This window comes from Pseudomonas sediminis (assembly GCF_002741105.1).
GTDB classification, from domain to species: Bacteria; Pseudomonadota; Gammaproteobacteria; order Pseudomonadales; family Pseudomonadaceae; genus Aquipseudomonas; species Aquipseudomonas sediminis.
In genome coordinates this window covers 183,138-206,188 of sequence record NZ_NIQU01000002.1, presented here as the reverse complement: position 1 = coordinate 206,188, position 23,051 = coordinate 183,138, and the positions used below count along the sequence as shown (strand labels likewise).

The window sequence follows — 23,051 nt, the reverse complement described above, 5'->3', positions numbered from 1 at the left end:
CTTAGCTGTTTCAGCGACAAAATCGTTAAAGCTTTGAGCCTCAGGGCCGATACCGAAGTATCAGCCCATCGGTAGAGCGAGAGCGACTATGAACGCAATGGCGGCCCTCAAGCAGTATCAGACCGTCAACAACCAAGCGCAGGCCGCAGAGGCCAGCCCTCATCGACTGATCCAGATGTTGATGGAGGGCGGTCTGTCTCGTATCGCTCAGGCACGTGGTGCCATGGAGCGCGGGCAAACAGCGCTGAAAGGCGAGTTGATCGGCAAGAGTATTGCCATCGTCGCGGGACTGCGCGAGAGTCTCGACCACCAGCAAGGTGGCGAGCTGGCCGGTAACCTCGATAGCCTGTACGAATACATGATCGCCCGTTTGACCGAAGCCAATGTGAGCAACGAGCCGGAGCTTCTCGAAGAGGTTTCAGTGCTGCTGCGTAACGTCAAACAGGGTTGGGATGCCATCGCTCAGTAGCGAGCATCGGAGGAGAAGCGAATGAGTTCATCCGTCCAGCGTTTGCAAGCGACCGGTTCTGCCCTGCGCGATGCTCTGTCCAAACAGGACTGGGCCGCTATTGGCGAGCTCGATCTGCAATGCCGCATGGTAGTCGATGCGGCTATGGTCGATAGCAATGACGAAGAAGAGCTGCGCAGTGGCCTGGAAAATCTGCTGTCACTGTACCGTGAGTTGGTGACCGTTTGTCAGGCCGAGCAGCAGCGTCTGGCTGGTGAATTGGTGCAGCTCAATCAATCCCATCAGGGCGCCAAGGTTTATCAGCTTTTCGGCTGACAACCTGATTTTTGCCGAGTTTAGCCAGTAGGTTCGGCTCGGTTGTCTCTCTGCGCTTGCGCTTCTCCTGCTTTTTTATCGCCTGCCACTACCCGGCTCTGCAAACAGCTGCTTAGCTAATTCCGTTGGCGGGCGAAAAAGTTACGCCATAAAATTGACTGGCTTCAATTTTTTGACTTTACTAGTGGCTAATTGCCGGCGCGCGTCGAAGATCTGGCGTGCGATTTCCCTCACCTCTCGGGTCAGACAAGCACAAGATGTGGCGTGAAACCAAAATCCTGTTGATCGATGACAATGCTGCGCGCCGCCACGAGTTGGCGATCATTCTGAGTTTTCTCGGGGAAGAGCACCTGGCCTGTACCAGCCAAGACTGGCGCAACGCCGTGGCCGAACTCGCTTCCAGTCGCGAAGTGCTCAGCGTCTTGCTGGGCGATGTCGAGGCCAAGGGTGGGGCGCTCGAGCTGACCAAGCAGATTGCTGGCTGGGATGAGTTCCTGCCGTTATTGACGGTCGGCGACTCCAGTATCGTCGAGTGGCCGGAGGATTTGCGCAGGCGTGTATTGGCCAGCCTGGAGACTCCGCTCAGCTATAACAAGCTGCTCGATTCGCTGCATCGTGCCCAGGTCTATCGCGAGATGTACGACCAGGCTCGTGATCGTGGGCGGCAGCGCGAGCCCAATCTGTTCCGCAGTCTGGTCGGCACCAGTCGTGCGATCCAGCAAGTGCGGCAGATGATGCAGCAAGTTGCCGATACCGAGGCCAGTGTGTTGATCCTTGGTGAGTCGGGAACTGGCAAGGAAGTGGTGGCGCGTAATCTGCACTACCACTCCAAGCGCCGCGAGGCGCCGTTCGTGCCGGTCAACTGCGGCGCCATTCCGGCCGAGTTGCTGGAGAGCGAGCTGTTCGGTCATGAGAAGGGCGCCTTCACCGGCGCTATCACCAGCCGGGCAGGGCGCTTCGAACTGGCCAACGGCGGCACGCTGTTTCTCGATGAGATCGGTGACATGCCGCTGCCGATGCAGGTCAAGTTGCTGCGCGTGCTGCAGGAGCGCACCTTCGAGCGTGTCGGTAGCAACAAGACGCAGACGGCCGATGTGCGCATCATTGCTGCCACGCACAAGAACCTGGAGAAGATGATCGAGGACGGCAGTTTCCGTGAGGACCTGTATTACCGCCTCAACGTCTTCCCCATCGAGATGGCGCCGCTGCGCGAGCGCATCGAAGATATCCCGCTGCTGATGAACGAGCTGATTTCGCGCATGGAGCACGAGAAGCGCGGCTCCATTCGTTTCAACTCAGCTGCCATCATGTCGCTGTGCCGCCATGATTGGGCAGGCAACGTGCGTGAGCTAGCCAACCTGGTAGAGCGCATGGCGATCATGCATCCCTATGGTGTGATCGGGGTTGGCGAGTTGCCGAAGAAATTCCGTCATGTCGATGACGAGGATGAGCAGCTGGCAGCCAGCTTGCGCGACGAAATGGAAGAGCGCGCTGCGATCATGGCAGGTCTACCGGGCCTCGATACGCCAGCCATGTTGCCGCCGGAGGGGCTGGATCTGAAGGACTACCTCGGTAACTTGGAGCAGGGTCTGATCCAGCAGGCGCTGGATGATGCTGGTGGTGTGGTGGCGCGCGCTGCTGAGCGCCTGCGGATTCGCCGTACTACGCTGGTCGAGAAGATGCGTAAGTACGGTATGAGCCGCCGCGAAGAGGATGGCCAGGACGAGGATTGATCCAGCAGCCTCGCGTCAAACAGCACAAAGAAAGCCGGAGCTTTGACGCAAGTTCCGGCTTTGTTTTTTCAAGTCCTTGATAAATAAGAACAAAAAAGTAGGCACGGGGATTGCTAAAGCTCTTGTATCTGACCGTCTTCTGACGGTGCGTCGTACGAGAGAAGCAGATGGAAGCCAACCTTCGTCCTACCGAGTCAGCCGAGCCAAACGGCTCCGCCCCGCTCGAACAAGCCAGCCGCGCGGGACTGGAGCAGGCCTTTGCCCTGTTCAATCAGATGTCAAATCAGCTCAGCGAGTCCTACAGCCTGCTTGAGGCGCGGGTCAATGAGCTGAAGGGGCAGCTGGCGCTGGTCAGTGCACAGCGCATGCAGGAGTTGGCGGAGAAGGAGCGCCTGGCCCATCGCCTGCAAAGCCTGCTGGATCTGCTGCCTGGCGGTGTGATCGTCATCGACGGTCAGGGTGTCGTGCGCGAGGCCAACCCCGTGGCGCGTGCGCTGCTCGGCCAGCCCCTGGTGGGCATGCTCTGGCGTCAGGTGATCGCACGCAACTTTGCCCCGCGCGAAGACGATGGTCATGAAATTTCCATGCGCGACGGCCGCCGTCTATCTATCGCCACGCGTTCCCTGCACGGGGAGCCGGGGCAGCTTGTGCTACTGACCGACCTGACGGAAACCCGTCGCCTGCAGGACCAGCTTTCTCGCCATGAACGGCTATCGGCGCTGGGGCGCATGGTCGCCTCCCTGGCCCATCAGATCCGTACACCGCTTTCCGCTGCGTTGCTCTACGCAAGCCACCTCAATGAACAGGTGCTGCCGGCCGAACAGCAGCAGCGTTTCGCTGGGCGTTTGAAGGAGCGGTTGCACGAGCTGGAAAACCAGGTGCGCGACATGCTGATCTTTGCCCGTGGCGAGCTGCCGTTGCCGGATCGTCTGTCGCCGTCGGTCTTGTTCGACGCGCTGCGTGCGGCTGCCGATGCGCACGTGGGTGATATGGCCGTGCGCTGGCAGTGCGATGTGCGTGACGGCGAACTGCTGTGCAACCGCGATACGTTGGTCGGCACCGTGCTCAACCTGATCGATAACGCCATACAAGCGGCTGGGCGCGATGCGCGTCTGAAGGTTCATCTGTACCGCCGCGACAACCTGTTGCGCCTGTGCGTCAGTGACAACGGGCCCGGCATGAGTCAGGAAACCCTGGCGCGCCTGGGTGAGCCGTTTTTCACCACCAAGACTACCGGGACCGGCCTCGGCCTGGCCGTGGTCAAGGCTGTGGCACGCGCCCATCAGGGCCAGTTGCTGCTGCAATCGCGTGCGGGTCGTGGTACCTGCGCCATCGTTTCTCTGCCGCTGCTTGATGCGGCGTCTCACTCGAATCAGGAGTAACCCATGGCTGCCAAAGTCCTGCTGGTTGAAGACGATCGCGCGCTGCGCGAAGCCCTGGCCGATACCCTGTGCCTGGGCGGACATGATTATCGAGCCGTCGATTGCGCCGAGGCGGCCTTGGTCGCGTTGACCGAAGAGCCGTTCGGGCTGGTGGTCAGCGACGTCAACATGCCGGGTATGGATGGTCATCAACTGCTGGCGCAAATCCGTAGTCGTTATCCGCAACTGCCGGTATTGCTGATCACGGCTTTCGGCGCGGTAGAGAGGGCGGTAGATGCCATCCGTCAGGGCGCCGCTGATTATCTGGTCAAGCCGTTCGAGCCGCGCACGCTGCTGGAGCTGGTGGCCAAGCACGCTCTCGGTAAATTGACGGCGGGGGATCGCGATGGTCCGGTGGCGCTCGAGCCGGCCAGCGTGCAGTTGCTGGAGTTGGCGTCACGCGTGGCGCAGAGTGATTCGACGGTGATGATCACGGGTGAGTCGGGGACCGGTAAGGAGGTGCTGGCGCGTTATATCCATCAGCAGTCGCCGCGCGCCTCCGGGCCTTTCATCGCCATCAACTGTGCGGCGATTCCCGACAACATGCTTGAGGCCACGTTGTTCGGGCATGAGAAGGGTGCGTTCACCGGTGCGGTCACCGCTCAGCCGGGCAAGTTCGAGTTGGCCGATGGCGGGACCATCCTGCTCGACGAGATTTCCGAAATGCCGCTGGGGCTGCAGGCCAAGTTGCTGCGTGTGCTGCAGGAGCGTGAGGTGGAGCGGGTCGGGGCGCGCAAGCCAATCAACCTGGATATTCGTGTGCTGGCCACCAGCAACCGTGACTTGGCTAGCGAGGTTGCCGCAGGACGTTTCCGCGAGGATCTCTATTACCGGCTGTCGGTCTTCCCCTTGGCCTGGCGGCCGTTGCGTGATAGGCCTGCCGACATTCTGCCGCTTGCCGAGCGGCTGCTGGCCAAGCACGTCAAAAAAATGAATCAAATGCCGGTGCGTCTGTCCGAGTCGGCTGCGCAGAGCCTGGTGCAGCACCAGTGGCCGGGCAACGTGCGTGAGCTGGACAACGCCATTCAGCGAGCCTTGATCCTGCAGCAGGGTGGGGTGATACAGGCGCAGGATCTCTGCCTGCACGCACCCATAGGTCAGACGGTACAGAGCACCGCACCGCGCCTGGCAGTCGTACCAAACGTTGCGCCGCCAGTGGTGCAACCGGCCGAACCGGCGGCTGCGGTGGATTCCGGCGCGCTGGGTGAAGACCTTCGCCGTCGTGAGTTTCAGGTGATCATCGACACCCTGCGTGCCGAGCGCGGCCGCCGCAAGGAGGCCGCCGAACGCCTGGGGATCAGCCCGCGCACCCTGCGATACAAGCTGGCGCAGATGCGAGATGCCGGGATGGATGTCGAGGCTTATCTGTACGCCAGCTGAGACTTCTCGCTCGGGGCATCTTTGCCTGTCAGGTTAAGCGCCCCATGGCAGCTCAGGTGTGTCGTCAGCTTCGCGGTGCGCACGGCGCACCTTGCATGAACGCCCGGCCCTAGGGCGTTCTGTGCGTACCGATCATGGTGACTGGTTTCCCGGTTGTACAGCTCTCCGAACTCTCCTTCATTCTGGCACCCTTGTTGCTAATACCCCTGCATAGCGCCGCTAGTGTCAAAAAGCGGGCAGTGGAGGAAGTCATGAGCCAAGGTGTCGAATTCAATCGCTTGATGCTGGAAATGCGTTCCATGCAGGCTGAGGCCATGGCGCGTCAGAAGCCTGCTGCGAGCGAGCCAGTGCAAGGGGCGCCGAGTTTCTCGGAAATGCTCGGCCAGGCGGTGAACAAGGTCAACGAGACCCAGCAGGCTTCCAATAAACTGGCGACCGCTTTCGAGATGGGGCAGAGCGGGGTCGATTTGACCGATGTGATGATTGCCTCGCAGAAAGCCAGCGTATCCTTCCAGGCCATGACCCAGGTGCGTAACAAGCTGGTCCAGGCGTATCAAGACATCATGCAGATGCCGGTCTGAGGGTTGAGTCATGGCTGAAGCAGTAGTAGCAAACGTACCGGCCAAGGCCGATTCAGGCGAGCCGAAGAAGCCCCTGTTGGGCCTTAGCTTCCTGGAAAATCTCGCCGAGATGTCGGTGCTGCGGCAGCTCGGCCTGTTGGTCGGTCTGGCTGCCAGCGTGGCGATCGGTTTTGCCGTGGTGCTCTGGTCGCAGCAGCCGGACTATCGCCCGCTCTATGGCAGCCTCAATGGAATGGATGCCACTCAGGTGGTGGAAACCCTCAACGCTGCGGGTATCAACTACACCGTCGAGCCCAACTCCGGCGCGTTGCTGGTCAAGGCCGACGATCTGAGTAGTGCGCGTATGCGTCTGGCTGCCGCTGGCGTGGCGCCGACCGATAATAGCGTCGGTTTTGAAATTCTCGACCGTGAGCAGGGCCTGGGTACCAGCCAGTTCATGGAGGCGACCCGCTATCGCCGCGGCCTTGAAGGCGAGTTGGCGCGCACGGTGTCCAGCCTCAACAACGTCAAAGCGGCGCGCGTGCATCTGGCGATGCCCAAGGCTTCCGTTTTTGTGCGTGATGAGCGCAAGCCTAGTGCCTCGGTACTGGTGGAACTCTACCCGGGCCGCAGCCTGGAACCGAGTCAGGTGATGGCCATCGTCAACCTGGTGGCGACCAGTGTGCCTGAGTTGGACAAGGGCCAAGTCACGGTGGTCGACCAGAAGGGCAATCTGCTCTCCGATCAGCAGGAGCTTTCCGAGCTGACCATGGCTGGCAAGCAGTTCGACTACACCCGTCGTATGGAAACGCTGTTCACTCAGCGTGTGCACAACATTCTGCAGCCGGTGCTGGGCACCGGCCGCTACAAGGCAGAAGTGTCGGCTGATGTGGATTTCAGTTCGGTCGAGTCCACTTCCGAAATGTTCAACCCGGATCAACCCGCACTGCGCAGCGAGCAACAGGTCAACGAGCAGCGTCAGAGCAGCTTGCCGCCGCAAGGCGTGCCGGGCGCGCTGTCCAATCAGCCGCCAGGCCCGGCTGCCGCTCCGCAGCAGGCTGCAGGCGCTGCCGCTCCAGCCGGCCCGATAGCGGCTGGTCAGCCGCTGGTCGATGCCAATGGTCAGCAGATCATGGACCCGGCTACCGGCCAGCCGATGCTCGCTCCGTATCCGGCCGACAAGCGTGAGCAGTCCACTCGCAATTTCGAGCTGGACCGTTCCATCAGCTACACCCGTCAGCAGCAGGGGCGCCTGCGTCGCCTGTCGGTGGCGGTGGTGGTGGACGATCAGGTACGTGTCGATCCGGCCACCGGCGAAAGCAGCCGGGTGCCGTGGACCGCCGATGACCTGGCGCGCTTCACTCGTCTGGTTCAGGATTCGGTGGGCTTCGATGCCAGTCGCGGCGACAGCGTCAGCGTGATCAACACGGCGTTCACCGCGTCGATGGGCGAAGAAATTCCGGATATTCCGTTCTACACCCAGCCCTGGTTCTGGGACATCGTCAAGCAGGTGCTCGGTGTTCTGTTCATCCTGGTGCTGGTGTTCGGCGTGTTGCGTCCGGTGCTCAACAATATCACCGGCGGTGGTAGGGGCAAGGAACTGGCAGGCTCCGGTGATGTGGAGCTTGGCTCGATGGCAGGTCTGGATGGCGAGCTGTCCGATGACCGTGTCAGTCTTGGCGGCCCGCAGAGCATCATGTTGCCTAGCCCTAGTGAGGGGTATGATGCGCAACTGAACGCTATCAAGAGCCTAGTGGCGGAAGACCCTGGCCGCGTCGCCCAGGTCGTGAAAGAGTGGATCAACGCCGATGAGTGACAATCGCACCGCTACCAAGCTGAACAAGGTCGACAAGGCCGCGATTCTGCTGCTTTCGCTGGGCGAAACCGATGCTGCACAGGTGTTGCGTCACCTCGGGCCGAAAGAGGTGCAGCGCGTCGGTGTGGCCATGGCTGGCATGCGCAACATTCATCGCGAGCAGGTCGAGCAGGTAATGGCCGAGTTCGTCGACATCGTCGGCGATCAGACCAGCCTCGGCGTCGGTGCCGACGGCTACATTCGCAAGATGCTCACCCAGGCACTGGGCGAGGACAAGGCCGGCAATCTGATCGACCGCATTCTTCTCGGCGGCAGCACCAGTGGTTTGGACAGCCTGAAATGGATGGAGCCACGTGCCGTTGCCGACGTGATTCGCTACGAGCACCCGCAGATTCAGGCCATCGTCGTCGCGTACCTCGACCCGGATCAGGCTGGTGAAGTGCTCAGCCATTTCGACCACAAGGTGCGCCTGGACATCATCCTGCGTGTGTCCTCGCTCAACACCGTGCAGCCGTCCGCGCTCAAGGAGCTTAACCAGATCCTCGAGAAGCAGTTCTCCGGCAGCGCCAACACCACACGCGCCACCATGGGCGGCGTCAAACGTGCGGCGGACATCATGAACTTCCTCGACAGCTCGGTGGAAGGTCAGCTGATGGACTCCATCCGCGAGGTAGACGAAGACCTGTCGACGCAGATCGAAGACCTGATGTTCGTCTTCGACAACCTGGCCGATGTCGACGATCGTGGCATCCAGGCCTTGATGCGCGAAGTTTCGTCCGAAGTGCTGGTGCTGGCACTCAAAGGTGCCGACGACGCCATCAAGGATAAGGTGTTCAAGAACATGTCCAAGCGTGCAGCCGAGTTGCTGCGTGACGACCTGGAGGCCAAAGGGCCGGTACGTGTCAGCGATGTCGAAGGTGCGCAGAAGGAAATTCTCACCATTGCCCGGCGCATGGCCGAAGCCGGAGAGATCGTGCTCGGTGGCAAGGGCGGCGAGGAGATGGTTTAAGCCATGGCTGCCAAGGAGCCTGAGAGCGAGCTGATTCGCGCCAAGGATCTCGGCACGTTCGATCGCTGGGCGTTGCCCAGCTTCGACGCGCCGGGTGACGAACTGGCAGAAGCCGAGGCCGCTACTGAAGAACATGTGCAGCCTCCAGCTGAATCCGAGCAGCAGGACGCCGCACAGGTCGAAGAGGTCGCACTCGAAGATGTCAAACCACTGACGCTCGATGAACTCGAAGCCATTCGCCAGGATGCCTATAACGAAGGTTTCGCCACGGGCGAGAAGGACGGCTTTCACGCCGGCCAGATCAAAGCCAAGCAAGAGGCCGACGCAGCCTTGGCGCTGAAGGTCGGCAGCCTGGAAAAACTCATGACGCAGTTGCTCGAGCCGATTGCCGAGCAGGATCAGCAAATGGAAGTGGCCATGGTGCGCCTGGTCAGCCATATGGTGCGCGAGGTGATTCAGCGCGAGCTGAGCACTGACTCCGGTCAAATTCGTCAGGTGCTGCGCGAAGCGCTCAAACTGTTGCCGATGGGTGCGGGCAACGTGCGCATTCAGGTCAATCCACAGGACTTCGAGGCGATCAAGGCGCTGCGTGAGCGTCATGAGGAAAGCTGGCGCATCCTCGAGGATGACAGCTTGCTGCCAGGTGGTTGCCGTATCGAGTCGGAGAATAGCCAGATCGACGCCAGCGTCGAGACGCGCATGGCGCAGGCACTCAAGCAATTGTTCGAACAGCAGCGTGCGCAGAGTACCCAGCCGCCGGAAGCGGACATCAATCTGGACCTGGATCGCGACGATGCGCGTTGATCGCGTGAGCTTCGCCCGGCGTCTGGAGGGCTACAGCGATGCGATCAGCTTGCCCAGCCAGCCCATACTTGAAGGCCGCCTGTTACGCATGGTGGGTCTCACCCTGGAGGCTGAAGGGCTGCGCGCGGCGATAGGCAGTCGCTGCCTGGTCATCAACGAAGACAGCTATCATCCGGTTCAGGTGGAGGCCGAGGTGATGGGCTTCTCCGGGGGCAAGATCTATCTGATGCCGGCGGGCAGTCTGGCTGGTATTGCGCCTGGCGCACGCGTGGTGCCGCTGCCCGATGCCGGGCGTTTGCCCATGGGTATGTCCATGCTGGGCCGAGTGCTCGACGGCACCGGCCGCGCCCTGGATGGCAAGGGCGGGATGAAGGCCGAGGACTGGGTACCGATGGATGGCCCTGCCATCAACCCGCTCAACCGCGACCCCATCAGCCAGCCCCTGGATGTAGGTATCCGTTCGATTAATGGCTTGCTCACCGTAGGGCGTGGCCAGCGCTTGGGCCTGTTCGCCGGTACCGGCGTGGGCAAGTCCGTGTTGCTGGGCATGATGACCCGGTTCACCGAGGCCGAGATCATCGTGGTCGGGCTGATCGGTGAGCGTGGGCGTGAGGTCAAGGAGTTCATCGACGAGATCCTCGGCGAGGAAGGCCTCAAGCGTTCCGTGGTGGTCGCTTCGCCGGCCGACGAGGCGCCGTTGATGCGTCTGCGCGCCGCGCAGTACTGCACGCGCATCGCCGAGTACTTTCGCGACAAGGGCAAGAACGTTCTGCTGCTGATGGATTCGCTGACCCGCTATGCCCAGGCCCAGCGCGAAATCGCTTTGGCTATTGGTGAGCCGCCAGCGACCAAGGGCTACCCGCCCTCGGTGTTTGCCAAGCTGCCCAAGCTAGTCGAGCGTGCGGGTAACGCCGAAGCCGGCGGCGGCTCGATCACCGCGTTCTACACCGTATTGAGTGAGGGGGATGACCAGCAGGACCCCATCGCCGATGCTGCACGTGGTGTGCTCGACGGGCACTTCGTCCTGTCCCGGCGCCTGGCCGAAGAAGGGCATTATCCCGCTATCGATATCGAATCCTCGATTAGCCGGGTCATGCCGCAGGTGGTTCCGCCCGAGCAGCTCAAGCAGGCGCAGCGCTTCAAACAGCTGTGGTCGCGCTATCAGCAGAGTCGCGACCTGATCAGCGTCGGTGCTTACGTTCCAGGCGGGGATGCGGACACCGACCTGGCTATTGCGCGGCAACCGGTCATGGCTCAGTACCTGCGTCAGGGATTGGACGAAAGCGTCGGCATGCCGCAGAGCCGGGAGCAACTGGCTGCCGTGCTGGGGCAATGATGGCTTTGATCAGGGCGTCTTTCGCTGTCGCTGAGGTCGTGTATCGATGAGCCTCAGTCGTGCAAAACGTCTGCAACCTGTGGTCGAGATGGCAGAAAAAGCAGAGCGCGAGGCGGCGCGCCAACTCGGGCATTGCCAAGGGCTGGTGGGGCAGGCCGAGGCCAAGCTGGGCGAGCTGGAGCGTTTTCGTGGCGACTACCAGCAGCAGTGGATCAGTGAGGGCAGCAAGGGCGTTTCCGGCCAGTGGCTGATGAACTACCAGCGCTTTTTGTCACAGCTTGAAACCGCGGTTGGCCAGCAGCAGCAAAGTCTGGAGTGGCACCGCGCCAACCTGGAAAAGGTGCGTGCCGTTTGGCAGCAGCGCTATGCACGTCTCGAGGGGCTGCGCAAACTGGTGCAGCGCTATATCGATGAAGCCCGATTGGCCGAGGACAAGCGCGAGCAGAAACTGCTCGACGAGCTGGCGCAGCGCTTGATAGACCGTGGCGAGCCCTGAATAGAGGTTGTTTCGTCGCCGGCCAAATGCTACACCTTCAAACGTGAATTGCCCTATCTGGCAGAGTCTCGACAAAGGAGTAGACATGGCCATTACCTCGCAGCCCTCGGCAGATGGGCAAGAGCTGACCATCGTGATTCGAGGACGCTTCGACTTCGCCTCCCACCAGGAATTTCGTGATGCCTATGAGCGCGTCAGCGTGACGCCCAAGCGCTACCAGGTCGACCTGCGTGACACCAGTTATCTGGATAGCTCGGCACTGGGGATGCTGTTGCTCTTGCGCGATCACGCAGGCGGCGATTCGGCGCAGATTAGCCTGCTCAACTGCAGCAGTGACGTGCGCAAGATCCTCGCCATCTCCAACTTCGAGCAGTTGTTCAAAATCAGCTGAGCATGTCTGAGCGTCTTGCGATCCTGATCGCCGAGGACAACGCAGCCGACCGCATGCTGTTGTCCACCATCGTCAGTCGTCAGGGGCACCGCGTACTGACCGCCAGCAATGGTCTTGAGGCTGTCGCCCTGTTCGAGCAGGAGCGTCCGCATCTGGTCTTGATGGATGCGCTGATGCCGGTGATGGATGGCTTCGAGGCGGCGCGGCGGATCAAGGATCAGGCCGGCGAGGCGCTGGTGCCGATCATCTTTCTCACCTCGCTGACCGAGGGCGAAGCGCTGGTGCGCTGCCTGGAGGCCGGTGGCGATGATTTTCTCGCCAAGCCCTATAACCGGGTGATACTCGAGGCCAAGATCGGGGCCATGGACCGCCTGCGCCGTCTGCACGATACGGTATTGCAGCAGCGCGACCTGATTGCCCTGCACAACGAGCACCTGCTGCACGAGCAACGCGTAGCCAAGGCGGTATTCGACAAGGTGGCACATTCCGGCTGCCTGGATGCGCCAAACATCCGCTACATGCAGTCGCCTTATGCGCTGTTCAACGGTGATTTGTTACTGGCAGCCTACAAGCCGTCCGGCGGCATGCACGTGATGCTGGGGGATTTCACCGGTCATGGTTTGCCGGCGGCTATTGGCGCTATGCCGCTGGCCGAGGTGTTCTATGGCATGACCGCCAAAGGCCATGCGCTCGCCGAGATCCTTCGCGAGATCAACGCCAAGCTAAAGCGCATCCTGCCGGTTGGGGTTTTCTGCTGCGCTACCTTGCTCAACATCAGCAGCAAGCGTGGGCTGCTCGAAGTGTGGAATGGCGGGCTGCCGGATGGTTACCTGCTGCATGGCGATGGCCGCCCGCGTCAGCCATTGGTATCCCGTCATCTGCCGCTGGGGATTCTGGAGCCAGCGGCGTTCAGTGACCGTTGCGAGGTCTATCCGCTAGCGCCAGGGGATCGCATCTTTCTGCTTAGCGACGGGGTACTCGAAGCCAGCGACCAGCACGGCCAGCTGTTCGGCGAGAAGCGCTTGCTCCGGCTGTTGGAGGCCAATCGGCAGCCGCAGGCCTTGTTCGAGGAAATCCAGCAGGCGCTGGTGACGTTCCGGGGTGAACAGCAGGACGATGTCAGCATGGTCCAGGTCGGGCTTGCCGAAGACGATGAGCGTCCCCGGCCGCTGGCTTTTGCCGACAGCGGCCAGAGCAGCGTGATGGACTGGTCGGCCAGTTTCGAGTTTCGTGCGCTGAGCTTGCGTCATTTCAATCCCTTGCCCTATCTGCTGCAGCTGTTGCTGGATGTGCAGGCGCTGCGTCCACGTGGCGGCGAGCTGTATACCGTGCTCGCAGAGCTGTACTCCAATGCGCTGGAGCATGGCGTGATGGGGCTGGATTCCTCGCTGAAGCAGGATGCCAGTGGGTTTGCCGAGTATTACCGAGAGCGGCGGCTGCGCCTGGCGTCGCTGCGTGACGGTTATGTGCGTTTTCACCTGCAGATGTTGCCCGAGGCCAATGGCGGTCGGCTGATAGTGCAGGTGGAGGACAGTGGGCCTGGTTTCGACCCGGCCAGGGTCATCGATACGGCGGATGATGCCCTCTCCGGGCGTGGGCTTGCGTTGGTGCGTGAACTCAGCGACGGCTTCAGCCGTTGCCCCGACGGACGAGGCGTCAGCGTGGAGTTTTGCTGGTCCGCTGAGGCATAATCCGGGCCTTGATGTTCAGGGAGTGACCCGGTGTCCGATATCCATCTCGACGATGCCGTCCTGGCGGCGCTGCAGGACGTCATGGAAGACGAGTACCCGATCTTGCTCGATACCTTCGTTGCCGATTCCGAAGAGCGTTTGCGCCTGCTGCATCAGGCGCAGGCCGAGGATGATGCGCAGGGCCTGCGACTGGCTGCGCACAGCTTCAAGGGCAGTTGCAGCAACATGGGTGCGGTACTGTTGGCCAGCCTGTGCAAGGAACTCGAGGACGCCGGTCGGCGCGAGGCACTGGACCTGGCCCCGGCGCTGATCGAGCAGGTCGAGCGTGAGTTCGCCATCGTGCGCATCCTGTTCAAATCCGAGCGCCAGCGTTATCGCCTCTGATGCCTTTTCACGAGTTGGCCCGTCCTTTGCTCTGATCCCGTCACGACCCATCAGACGGAGAGCGTCCATGTCCGCGTTGCCCGACCTACGCCTGCAGGCTACGCCTGAGGTGAAGAGCAAAGCGAAGCAGCCGGCCAAAGCGCCGGAACCCAGCAAGAACGGTGCTTCCAGCTTTGCCGATATGTATGCCAAGGAGCGTCAGGCCAAGCCTGGCGAGCGTGCTGGCAGTACCGATAAATCCAGCCAGGAGCAGAAGTCTGCTGCACCTTCAGAGACGGCTGATACTGCTTCTTCTGCCGCCGAGCAGCCCTCGGTTGCCGCCCCCGGCAATTCCTTGCCGACCCAGGAGGGCGTTGAAGAAGAGCTCGACCCGTTGCTGGCGATGGCACTGGGCGGTATGCAGGTGCCAGTAGAGGATGCTGCGGTCACCCAGGACTCGCCGGAGTTGCCGGCGCTGGTGATCACCGGTGCCAATGCCAGTGCTGCCGATACTGCTGAGCCAGTGCTGGAGGAAGATGTTCTCGATCCGCTGGCGCAGCTCAAGCAGCCGGCAGAAGAAGCGGGCAAGGCGCAGTTGTCGCAAGACGCTGCGATCAAGAGCACGCGGGTGGCGACCAGCACGGACTTCGCTGCGGCCATGTCCGCTATGGGCAAGGGGGAGGAGTCGGCCGAGAGCTCTGACGAGTCGGTGCTGGACCTGCCGCTGGAAAGCTTGGCCAAGGATGCCTTGGAAAGTCTCAAGGACAGCGTTCAGCCCAATCGCCCGGATCAGTTCGTCAGCAAGCTCAATGCGCTGACGCAGGCGCTCAATCATCAGGTCGGTGCCGCCCAGCGCACGCCGCTGGTGCCCGGCCAGCCGGTGGCCATGCATCAGGGGGGCTGGAGCGAGGCGGTTGTCGATCGCGTCATGTGGTTGTCCAGTCAGAACCTCAAGTCGGCTGAAATTCAACTGGACCCGGCGGAGTTGGGGCGTCTTGAGGTGCGGGTGAACCTGTCCCAGGATCAGGCCCAGGTGACGTTCGCCAGCCCCAATGCCGGGGTGCGCGAAGCGCTGGAAGGGCAGATGCATCGCTTGCGTGAGCTGTTCGCGCAGCAAGGCATGAATCTGGCCGATGCCAACGTTTCCGATCAGTCGCTTAACCGCGGCTGGCAGGGGCAGGGCGAGGGCGGTCGTGGTGGTTCTGGCTCGCGTGATGATCTGCTAGCCAGTGACGAGCTGCAGTCGGGCGTCCATCAGGAAGTGCGCAGTGAGCGTTTGACCTCTGGCCGCGGGCTGGTCGACTACTACGCATAAGTAGGGGGCAAACGCTGAGCAATGCCCGATTATCGGTGTTCCTCCGCTAGACTTGTATTCGCCCGGGTTGCCGAAAGGTACCCGGGCGAATGTATTTTGGGTGACAGCAAGTAGCTGGCGCTGTTAAATCCGCGCCCAGAGTTAGACAAGCCTGCTCATATGCTGGCATAACACTTGCTCTTAACCCTTTGAATGCGGAAAGAACTCCGATAGTGACGGATTATTGGCATGGCTAAGAAAGAAGCGGCACCGGCTGCCGACGGACAACCCGCCGGCAAGAGCAAGCTCAAACTCATCATCCTGATCGTGGTGGGTCTGCTGCTGGCCGTTGGCCTTTCCGTGGGCGGTACCTGGTTCATTCTCAGCAAGGGTGACAAGAGCGAGGAGGCCAAACCGGCAGAGGCCGCCGCACCAGCAGCGCCAGTGCGCCAGCCGGCCATCTACCAGGATCTGATGCCGGCCTTCGTGGTCAATTTCAATTACCAGAACCGTACCCGCTACCTGCAGGTCAGCATGGCCTTGATGAGCCGTGATACCGCCGGCATGGAGAAGCTCAAGGTGCATATGCCGGTATTGCGTAACCGTCTGGTGATGTTGCTGTCCGGTCAGGATTTTGCCGCGCTGCAAACGCCGTTGGGCAAGGAAATGCTTCTGCAGCAGGCGCTGGCCAGCGTGCAGGAACTGGCGCAGAAGGAAACCGGCAGCACTGTGGTCGAGCAGGTGCTGTTCACCAATTTCGTGTTGCAGTAGCGGGAGCCGAAGATGGCCGTGCAAGACCTGCTTTCCCAGGACGAGATCGATGCGCTGTTGCATGGTGTCGATGACGGCTTGGTGGAAACCGAGGACGCAGCGGAGCCGGGGAGCGTCAAACAGTACGACCTGACCAGTCAGGATCGTATCGTCCGTGGGCGCATGCCGACGCTGGAGATGATCAACGAGCGCTTTGCCCGTTATACCCGCATCAGCATGTTCAACCTGTTGCGCCGCTCGGCTGACGTCGCCGTCGGTGGTGTGCAGGTGATGAAATTCGGCGAATACGTTCACTCGTTGTACGTGCCTACCAGTCTCAACCTGGTGAAGATGAAGCCGCTGCGCGGCACCGGTCTGTTCATTCTCGACGCCAAGCTGGTGTTCAAGCTGGTGGATAACTTCTTCGGCGGTGATGGGCGCCATGCCAAGATCGAAGGCCGTGAGTTCACTCCAACCGAACTGCGTGTCGTGCGCATGGTGCTCGACCAGGCGTTCGTCGACCTGCGCGAAGCCTGGCACGCGGTCATGGATATCAACTTCGAGTACGTCAACTCCGAGGTCAACCCGGCGCTGGCCAACATCGTCAGCCCCAGCGAAGTGGTGGTGGTGTCCACCTTCCATATCGAGCTCGACGGCGGCGGTGGCGATCTGCACATCACCATGCCGTACTCGATGATCGAGCCGATCCGCGAAATGCTCGATGCCGGCTTCCAATCCGATGTCGATGATCAGGACGAGCGCTGGATCAAGGCCCTGCGCGAGGACATTCTCGATGTCAGCGTGCCGCTGGCCGCCACCGTCGCCCGTCGCCAGTTGAAGCTGCGCGACATCCTGCATATGCAGCCGGGTGATGTGATCCCCGTGGAGTTGCCGGACAACGTGGTCATGCGCGCCAATGGCGTGCCGACCTTCAAGGTCAAGCTGGGAGCGCACAAGGGCAATCTGGCCCTGCAGGTGCTGGAACCAATCGAACGCCAACGCTGAGGCGTTGGTAACTCTCCAGGGCTGACAAAGCCCGACGTGAACGAATAGCAGAAGCCAGGCGAGGAATCACGATGGCAGACGAAGAAAACACCTCCCCCGAGGAACAGGCACTGGCCGATGAATGGGCCGCAGCGCTGGCCGAGGCAGGTGATGCCGATCAGGACGATATCGATGCCATGCTCGCAGGGCAGGGGGGCGCTCAGGCAGCGCAACCGGCCGCACCGCGTGCACCGATGGAAGAGTTCGGCAGCGCACCGCCTCCCGGCAATCTGCCGGTCAATCTGGATGGCCCCAATCTGGATGTGATCCTGGATATTCCAGTGTCCATCTCCATGGAAGTGGGCAACACCGATATCACTATCCGTAATCTGCTGCAGCTCAATCAGGGCTCGGTGATCGAGCTGGATCGTCTGGCCGGTGAGCCGCTCGATGTGCTGGTCAACGGCACGTTGATCGCTCATGGCGAAGTGGTGGTGGTCAACGAGAAGTTCGGCATTCGCCTGACCGACGTGATCAGCCCCAGCGAACGTATCAAGAAGCTGCGCTGACCATGGCTCGTCTTCTCGCTCTGTTTCTCAGCATGCCTGTGGCGGCCATGGCTGCCGAGCCCGCTGGCAAGGCAGCGACTCCCATGGCTGGCAGCGACATAGCCGGTCAGCTCGGCCAGTTGCTGCTCGGCTTGTTGCTGGTGATCGGTTTGATCTTCCTGCTCGCCTGGCTGTTGCGCCGAGTGCAGCAACTGAACCCGAAGGGCGGGCAGGTGATCAAGCTGTTGTCGAGCCAGGCGCTCGGCCCGCGTGATCGCCTGGTGCTGGTGCAGGTAGGCAACGAGCAGATTTTGCTGGGGCTGTCCGCTGGGCGCATTACCCCGCTGCACGTGCTCAAGGAGCCAGTGCATCTGGCCGATACCGAGCAGGCCACGCCAGAGTTCGCCCAGCGCCTGATGGAGCTGATGGGCAAGGATCAGAAGGACAAATCCTGATGCTGCGTTTGTTGCTGGTGCTGGTGCTGAGCCTCGCCGCTTCTCTGGCGTTCGCCGAGGACCCTCCTGCAGGCAATTCGCTAATCCAGACGGGCAGCAGTCCGTTGTCGATCCCCGCCATCACCCTGTCCACCGACGCCCAGGGGCAGCAGGAATACTCGGTCAGCCTGCAGATCCTGCTGATCATGACGGCGCTGAGTTTCATCCCGGCGTTCGTCATGCTGATGACCAGCTTCACGCGGATCATCATCGTCTTCTCCATCCTGCGTCAGGCGCTGGGTCTGCAGCAGACGCCGTCCAACCAGATCCTGGTCGGCCTGGCGCTGTTTCTGACGATGTTCATCATGGCGCCGATTTTCGACCGGATTAACACCGATGCGCTGCAGCCTTATCTGAACGAGGAGATCGTCGCTCAGGAGGCGCTGACACGGGCAGAGGTACCAATCCGCGACTTCATGCTGGCGCAGACTCGTGAGAGCGACCTGGCGCTGTTCGTTCGTTTGTCCAAGCGTACCGACCTGGCCGGTGTCGAAGACGTGCCGTTGACCATTCTGGTGCCAGCGTTCGTCACCTCCGAGTTGAAGACCGCTTTCCAGATCGGCTTCATGATCTTTATCCCGTTTCTGATCATCGACATGGTGGTCGCCAGTATCCTCATGGCGATGGGGATGATGATGCTGTCGCCACTGATCATCTCATTGCCATTCAAGATCATGCTGTTCGTCCTGGTTGACGGCTGGGCGCTGATCATGGGCACCTTGGCCGCCAGTTTCGGCACCATATAGCGAGGCCTTTGATGACTCCCGAGGTAGCGGTTGACCTGTTTCGCGAAGCGCTCTGGCTGATCGTGCTGATTGTCGGCCTGGCCGTGGTGCCGAGCCTGGTGGTCGGCCTGATCGTGGCCATGTTCCAGGCTGCCACGCAGATCAACGAACAGACGCTGAGCTTTTTGCCTCGCCTGATGGTGATGCTGATCACGCTGATCTGGGCCGGCCCCTGGCTGGTGAGTCAGCTGATGGAGTACACCCAGACGTTGATCCAGAACATTCCGTACCTCATCGGTTGAGGGGCTGGGCGCGATGCTGGAGTTGAGCAACGAGCAGATCAGCGGCTGGGTCGGCCAGTTTCTGCTGCCGTTGTTTCGCATCGCGGCGATGTTGATGGTGATGCCCATCATCGGTACCCAGCTGGTGCCGAACCGCGTACGCCTCTATCTGGCGCTGGCCATCAGTGTGGTGCTGGTACCGACGCTACCACCGATGCCGCAGGTCGATGCCTTGAGCCTGCGTAGTCTGCTGCTGATCCTCGAGCAGGTGCTGATCGGCGCCATGTTCGGCTTTATTCTGCAGTTGTTCTTTCATCTGTTCGCCGTGGCGGGGCAGATCATCGCCATGCAGATGGGCCTGGGCTTTGCCTCCATGGTCGACCCTACCAATGGTGTGTCGGTGCCGGTGCTTGGCCAGTTCATGCTGATGCTGGTGACCTTGCTGTTTTTGGCCATCAACGGCCATCTGGTAGTGCTGGAAATTCTGGCGGAGAGCTTCGTCACGCTGCCGTCCGGGCAAGGGTTGATGGTCAATCATTACTGGGAGCTGGCTGGCAAACTGGGCTGGGTGATCGGCGCCGGCCTGTTGTTGACGCTGCCCATGGTCACCGCGCTGCTGGTGATCAACCTGGCGTTTGGCGTGATGACGCGCGCCGCGCCGCAACTGAACATCTTTTCCATCGGCTTCCCCCTGACCCTGGCCATGGGCCTGGTAATTTTCTGGGTGGGGCTTTCCGATTTCGGCAACCTGTTCCAGGCGCTGGCCAGCGAAGCCCTGCAGCAGCTGAGCGAATTCGCTCTTGTGAGGTAGCGATGGCCGAAAGCGAGAGCGGCGCCGACAAGAGCGAGGAACCCACAGGCAAGCGACTTGAAGAGTCGCGCAAGAAAGGCCAGATCGCTCGGTCCAAGGAGCTCAACACGGTGGCGGTGACGCTCACCGGCACTGTCGCCCTGATCATTTTCGGCGCCTACATGGGCAATGTGTTGATGGATGTCATGCGCGGTAATTTCAGCTTGCCGCGCGATGTGCTGATGAGCGAACGCAGCATGGCGCTTTATCTGCTGGCTTCGGGCAAGCAGGCATTGCTGGCGGTGCAACCCTTTTTCATTGCGTTGTTGATCGCCTCCATCGCTGGCCCCATCGCGCTGGGGGGGTGGTTGTTCTCTGCCGAGGCGCTGCAACCCAAAGCCAGTCGGATGAACCCATTGGCGGGTCTCAAGCGCATGTTCTCGGTTCAGGCGTTGGTCGAGTTGCTCAAGGCGCTTGCCAAGTTTCTGGTAATCCTGGCGGTGGCGCTGGTGGTGCTTTCGGTGGACCAGGACGATCTGCTGGCCATTGCCAACGAGCCCGTCGAGCCCGCCATCCTGCACAGCCTGAAGGTTGTCGGCTGGAGTGCGTTCTGGCTGTCCTGCGGGCTTATCCTGATCGCCGCGGTGGATGTGCCGTTCCAGCTGTGGAGTCACAAGCAGAAGCTGATGATGACCAAGCAGGAGGTGCGCGACGAGTACAAGGACACCGAGGGCAAGCCCGAGGTGAAAGGACGTATTCGTCAACTGCAGCGTGAGATGGCCGAACGGCGGATGATGCAAGCCGTGCCGCAGGCTGACGTGGTCATCACCAACCCGACGCACTTCGCCGTAGCGCTCAAGTACGACCCGGAGAAGGGGAGCGCACCGGTGTTGCTGGCAAAGGGCGGCGATTTCCTGGCGCTGAAGATTCGCGAGATCGCCCAGGAGCACAAGGTGATGGTGCTGGAGTCCCCGGCATTGGCCCGTGCGGTGTATTACTCCACCGAGCTGGACCAGGAAATTCCTGCTGGCCTGTATCTGGCCGTGGCGCAGGTGCTGGCCTACGTCTATCAGCTTCGTCAATACCAGGCCGGCAAGGGCAAGCGCCCAGGCCCGCTGCCGGACTTCCCGATCCCGGCGGATCTACGCCGCGACTCTTAGGGCGTGTAGCGCGCTGTCGTGTCACTTCTGGAACGCTTCTTGCCATGACCTCTCTAGGACGCACTTTCGCGTCAAAAGATTGAATGGCTTGGGGTAGGGACGTGGCAGTAGATCGCGCACAGTTAATCGGTGACGTACGCAGCAACCTTGCAGGTTTGCGCCATGGCAACCTGGGCATTCCGCTGCTGCTGCTGGTCATGCTCGGCATGGTCATGCTGCCGGTGCCGCCGTTTCTGCTCGATACCCTGTTCACCTTCAGTATCGCGCTGTCCATCGTCGTGTTGCTGGTCAGTATCTACGCGCTGCGCCCGCTGGATTTCGCTGTATTCCCCACCATCCTGCTGGCCGCCACGCTGCTGCGTCTGGCGCTTAACGTGGCTTCGACCCGTGTGGTGCTGCTCAATGGTCACGAAGGGCATGGCGCGGCTGGCCAGGTGATCCAGGCATTCGGTGAGGTGGTGATCGGCGGCAACTACGTGGTTGGTATCGTGGTGTTCGCCATCCTCATGATCATCAACTTCGTGGTGGTCACCAAGGGCGCTGGGCGTATCTCCGAGGTGAGCGCGCGCTTCACTCTCGACGCCATGCCCGGTAAGCAGATGGCCATCGACGCCGACCTCAACGCCGGTCTGATCGATCAGAACGAAGCCAAGAAACGCCGCAGCGAGGTGGCCCAGGAGGCAGATTTCTACGGTTCGATGGACGGTGCCAGCAAGTTCGTCCGTGGCGATGCCATCGCCGGCCTGCTGATCCTGTTCATCAACCTCATCGGCGGTATCGCCATCGGCGTGCTACAGCACAGCCTGGCCTTCGCCGATGCCGGTAAGGTCTACACCCTGCTGACCATCGGTGATGGCCTGGTCGCGCAGATTCCTTCGCTGTTGCTGTCCACTGCTGCTGCGGTGATGGTGACCCGTGTTTCCAGCTCCGAAGACATGGGTGCGCAGGTCAATCGGCAGATGTTCGCGTCACCGCGGGCGCTGGCGGTGGCGGCGGCGATCCTCATCGCCATGGGGCTGGTGCCGGGCATGCCGCACTTTTCCTTCATCAGCCTGGGTCTGATCGCCGCAGGTGGCGCCTACTGGATCGCGCACAAGAACCGCAAGGTCAAGGAAGAAGAGGTCAAGGAGGTGCAGCGCCAGCAGGAGCTGCTGCCGACGCAGAAGGCTCAGGAGGTTAAGGAGCTGGGTTGGGAGGATGTCACTCCGGTGGACATGGTCGGCCTGGAGGTAGGCTATCGCCTGATTCCTCTGGTGGACCGCAATCAGGGTGGTCAACTGCTCGCGCGGATCAAGGGCGTGCGCAAGAAGCTGTCGCAGGAAATGGGCTTTCTCATGCCCTCGGTGCATATCCGCGACAACCTCGACTTGGCGCCCAACGCTTATCGCCTGACGCTGATGGGTGTCAGCGTGGCCGAGGCCGAGGTGTATCCGGATCGTGAATTGGCGATCAACCCCGGTCAGGTGTTCGGTCCGCTCAACGGCATCGCCGCCAAGGATCCGGCATTCGGTCTGGAGGCCGTGTGGATCGACCCCACTCAGCGCGATCAGGCGCAGTCGCTGGGCTACACCGTGGTCGACGCCAGTACCGTGGTGGCCACTCACCTCAACCAGGTCCTGCACAAGCACGCTCATGAGCTGTTGGGCCATGAGGAAGTGCAGCAACTGATGCAGTTGCTGGCCAAAAGCTCGCCGAAGCTGGCCGAAGAGTTGGTGCCGGGACTGGTATCGCTGTCGACCCTGCTCAAGGTGCTGCAGGCGCTGTTGCAGGAGCAGGTACCGGTGCGGGACATCCGCACCATCGCCGAGGCCATCGCCAACGTCGCACCGAAGAGTCAAGATCCCGCCGCGATGGTCGCTGCGGTACGCGTTGCGCTGGCCCGCGCCATCGTGCAAGGCATCGTGGGACTAGAGCCGGAGCTGCCTGTGATAACCCTCGAGCCAAGGTTGGAACAGATCTTGCTCAACAGTCTGCAGAAGGCCGGTCAAGGCGGCGAGGATGGCATCCTCCTCGAACCGGGCATGGCCGAGAAGCTGCAGCGTTCCCTGGTGGAAGCGGCGCAGCGCCAGGAGATGCTCGGCAAACCGGTGATTCTGCTGGTGGCCGGACCGGTCCGGGCGATGTTGTCGCGCTTCGCGCGGCTGGCGGTACCCAGCATGCACGTGCTGGCGTACCAGGAAATTCCGGACAACAAGCAGGTCACCATAGTCGCTACGGTTGGCCAGAACTGAGGTAAAGGGT

At 61.3% G+C, this 23,051-nt stretch carries 24 protein-coding genes; all 24 read left to right on the top strand.

What is annotated here, in order from left to right; genetic code table 11:
* Positions 1–88: 88 nt before the first annotated feature.
* The 24 genes from fliS (at position 89) to flhA (ending at position 23,041) form a co-directional block, all read left to right on the top strand.
* On the top strand, positions 89–469 hold the full coding sequence (gene fliS / locus CDO35_RS06545; protein WP_017361938.1) for a flagellar export chaperone FliS: 381 nt from the start codon (positions 89–91) through the stop codon (positions 467–469).
* 21 nt (positions 470–490) lie between these two features.
* Complete coding sequence (gene fliT / locus CDO35_RS06540; RefSeq protein WP_099523139.1) at positions 491–784, top strand: flagellar protein FliT; 294 nt, start codon at positions 491–493, stop codon at positions 782–784.
* 257 nt (positions 785–1,041) lie between these two features.
* A complete protein-coding gene (locus CDO35_RS06535) occupies positions 1,042–2,517 on the top strand; it encodes a sigma-54 dependent transcriptional regulator (protein WP_017679155.1) in 1,476 nt (491 codons plus the stop codon).
* Between the two features lie 167 nt (positions 2,518–2,684).
* The gene (locus CDO35_RS06530) at positions 2,685–3,899 is read left to right on the top strand and encodes a sensor histidine kinase (protein WP_099523138.1); all 1,215 of its coding nucleotides are present in this window, start codon (positions 2,685–2,687) and stop codon (positions 3,897–3,899) included.
* A gap of 3 nt (positions 3,900–3,902) precedes the next feature.
* A complete protein-coding gene (gene fleR, locus CDO35_RS06525; protein ID WP_099523137.1) occupies positions 3,903–5,318 on the top strand; it encodes a sigma-54-dependent response regulator transcription factor FleR in 1,416 nt (471 codons plus the stop codon).
* Positions 5,319–5,569: 251 nt separating this feature from the next.
* The gene (gene fliE, locus CDO35_RS06520) at positions 5,570–5,899 is read left to right on the top strand and encodes a flagellar hook-basal body complex protein FliE (RefSeq protein ID WP_013714978.1); all 330 of its coding nucleotides are present in this window, start codon (positions 5,570–5,572) and stop codon (positions 5,897–5,899) included.
* A gap of 10 nt (positions 5,900–5,909) precedes the next feature.
* The gene (fliF, locus tag CDO35_RS06515; RefSeq protein ID WP_099523136.1) at positions 5,910–7,694 is read left to right on the top strand and encodes a flagellar basal-body MS-ring/collar protein FliF; all 1,785 of its coding nucleotides are present in this window, start codon (positions 5,910–5,912) and stop codon (positions 7,692–7,694) included.
* Positions 7,687–8,703, top strand: a complete 1,017-nt coding sequence (gene fliG, locus CDO35_RS06510) for a flagellar motor switch protein FliG (protein ID WP_099523135.1) — start codon at positions 7,687–7,689, stop codon at positions 8,701–8,703. Before fliF ends, fliG begins: the two co-directional genes overlap by 8 nt.
* Positions 8,704–8,706: 3 nt before the next feature.
* Positions 8,707–9,507 (top strand): flagellar assembly protein FliH, encoded by an 801-nt coding sequence (fliH, locus tag CDO35_RS06505; RefSeq protein ID WP_099523134.1) that lies wholly within the window; start codon positions 8,707–8,709, stop codon positions 9,505–9,507.
* Entirely contained in the window at positions 9,497–10,843 is a 1,347-nt protein-coding gene (fliI, locus tag CDO35_RS06500; protein WP_099523133.1) for a flagellar protein export ATPase FliI, read from the top strand. The genes fliH and fliI overlap by 11 nt, the downstream gene beginning before the upstream one ends.
* 46 nt (positions 10,844–10,889) lie before the next feature.
* A complete protein-coding gene (gene fliJ, locus CDO35_RS06495; protein WP_021489636.1) occupies positions 10,890–11,339 on the top strand; it encodes a flagellar export protein FliJ in 450 nt (149 codons plus the stop codon).
* Between the two features lie 85 nt (positions 11,340–11,424).
* Complete coding sequence (locus CDO35_RS06490; protein WP_099523132.1) at positions 11,425–11,730, top strand: STAS domain-containing protein; 306 nt, start codon at positions 11,425–11,427, stop codon at positions 11,728–11,730.
* Between the two features lie 2 nt (positions 11,731–11,732).
* On the top strand, positions 11,733–13,421 hold the full coding sequence (locus CDO35_RS06485; RefSeq protein WP_099523131.1) for an ATP-binding SpoIIE family protein phosphatase: 1,689 nt from the start codon (positions 11,733–11,735) through the stop codon (positions 13,419–13,421).
* 30 nt (positions 13,422–13,451) lie between these two features.
* Positions 13,452–13,805 carry an Hpt domain-containing protein gene (locus tag CDO35_RS06480; RefSeq protein ID WP_099523130.1) on the top strand — a complete coding sequence of 118 codons (354 nt, stop codon included), beginning with the start codon at positions 13,452–13,454 and terminating at the stop codon, positions 13,803–13,805.
* 67 nt (positions 13,806–13,872) lie between these two features.
* Positions 13,873–15,099: a flagellar hook-length control protein FliK gene (locus CDO35_RS06475; protein ID WP_099523129.1), complete on the top strand. Its 1,227-nt coding sequence runs from the start codon at positions 13,873–13,875 to the stop codon at positions 15,097–15,099.
* A 228-nt stretch (positions 15,100–15,327) separates the two neighbouring features.
* Positions 15,328–15,849, top strand: a complete 522-nt coding sequence (gene fliL / locus CDO35_RS06470; RefSeq protein WP_099523128.1) for a flagellar basal body-associated protein FliL — start codon at positions 15,328–15,330, stop codon at positions 15,847–15,849.
* A 12-nt stretch (positions 15,850–15,861) separates the two neighbouring features.
* Entirely contained in the window at positions 15,862–16,833 is a 972-nt protein-coding gene (gene fliM / locus CDO35_RS06465; protein WP_017679168.1) for a flagellar motor switch protein FliM, read from the top strand.
* Positions 16,834–16,904: 71 nt separating this feature from the next.
* Positions 16,905–17,381 (top strand): flagellar motor switch protein FliN, encoded by a 477-nt coding sequence (gene fliN, locus CDO35_RS06460; RefSeq protein WP_099523127.1) that lies wholly within the window; start codon positions 16,905–16,907, stop codon positions 17,379–17,381.
* 2 nt (positions 17,382–17,383) lie between these two features.
* A complete protein-coding gene (gene fliO, locus CDO35_RS06455) occupies positions 17,384–17,815 on the top strand; it encodes a flagellar biosynthetic protein FliO (protein WP_099523126.1) in 432 nt (143 codons plus the stop codon).
* Positions 17,815–18,600, top strand: a complete 786-nt coding sequence (fliP, locus tag CDO35_RS06450; protein ID WP_099523125.1) for a flagellar type III secretion system pore protein FliP — start codon at positions 17,815–17,817, stop codon at positions 18,598–18,600. The genes fliO and fliP overlap by 1 nt, the downstream gene beginning before the upstream one ends.
* Before the next feature lie 11 nt (positions 18,601–18,611).
* Complete coding sequence (fliQ, locus tag CDO35_RS06445) at positions 18,612–18,881, top strand: flagellar biosynthesis protein FliQ (RefSeq protein WP_013714993.1); 270 nt, start codon at positions 18,612–18,614, stop codon at positions 18,879–18,881.
* A 13-nt stretch (positions 18,882–18,894) separates the two neighbouring features.
* Positions 18,895–19,671 (top strand): flagellar biosynthetic protein FliR, encoded by a 777-nt coding sequence (gene fliR / locus CDO35_RS06440; protein WP_099523124.1) that lies wholly within the window; start codon positions 18,895–18,897, stop codon positions 19,669–19,671.
* A gap of 2 nt (positions 19,672–19,673) precedes the next feature.
* Complete coding sequence (flhB, locus tag CDO35_RS06435) at positions 19,674–20,810, top strand: flagellar biosynthesis protein FlhB (protein ID WP_099523123.1); 1,137 nt, start codon at positions 19,674–19,676, stop codon at positions 20,808–20,810.
* Between the two features lie 83 nt (positions 20,811–20,893).
* Positions 20,894–23,041, top strand: a complete 2,148-nt coding sequence (flhA, locus tag CDO35_RS06430; RefSeq protein WP_099523122.1) for a flagellar biosynthesis protein FlhA — start codon at positions 20,894–20,896, stop codon at positions 23,039–23,041.
* Positions 23,042–23,051: the final 10 nt, after the last annotated feature.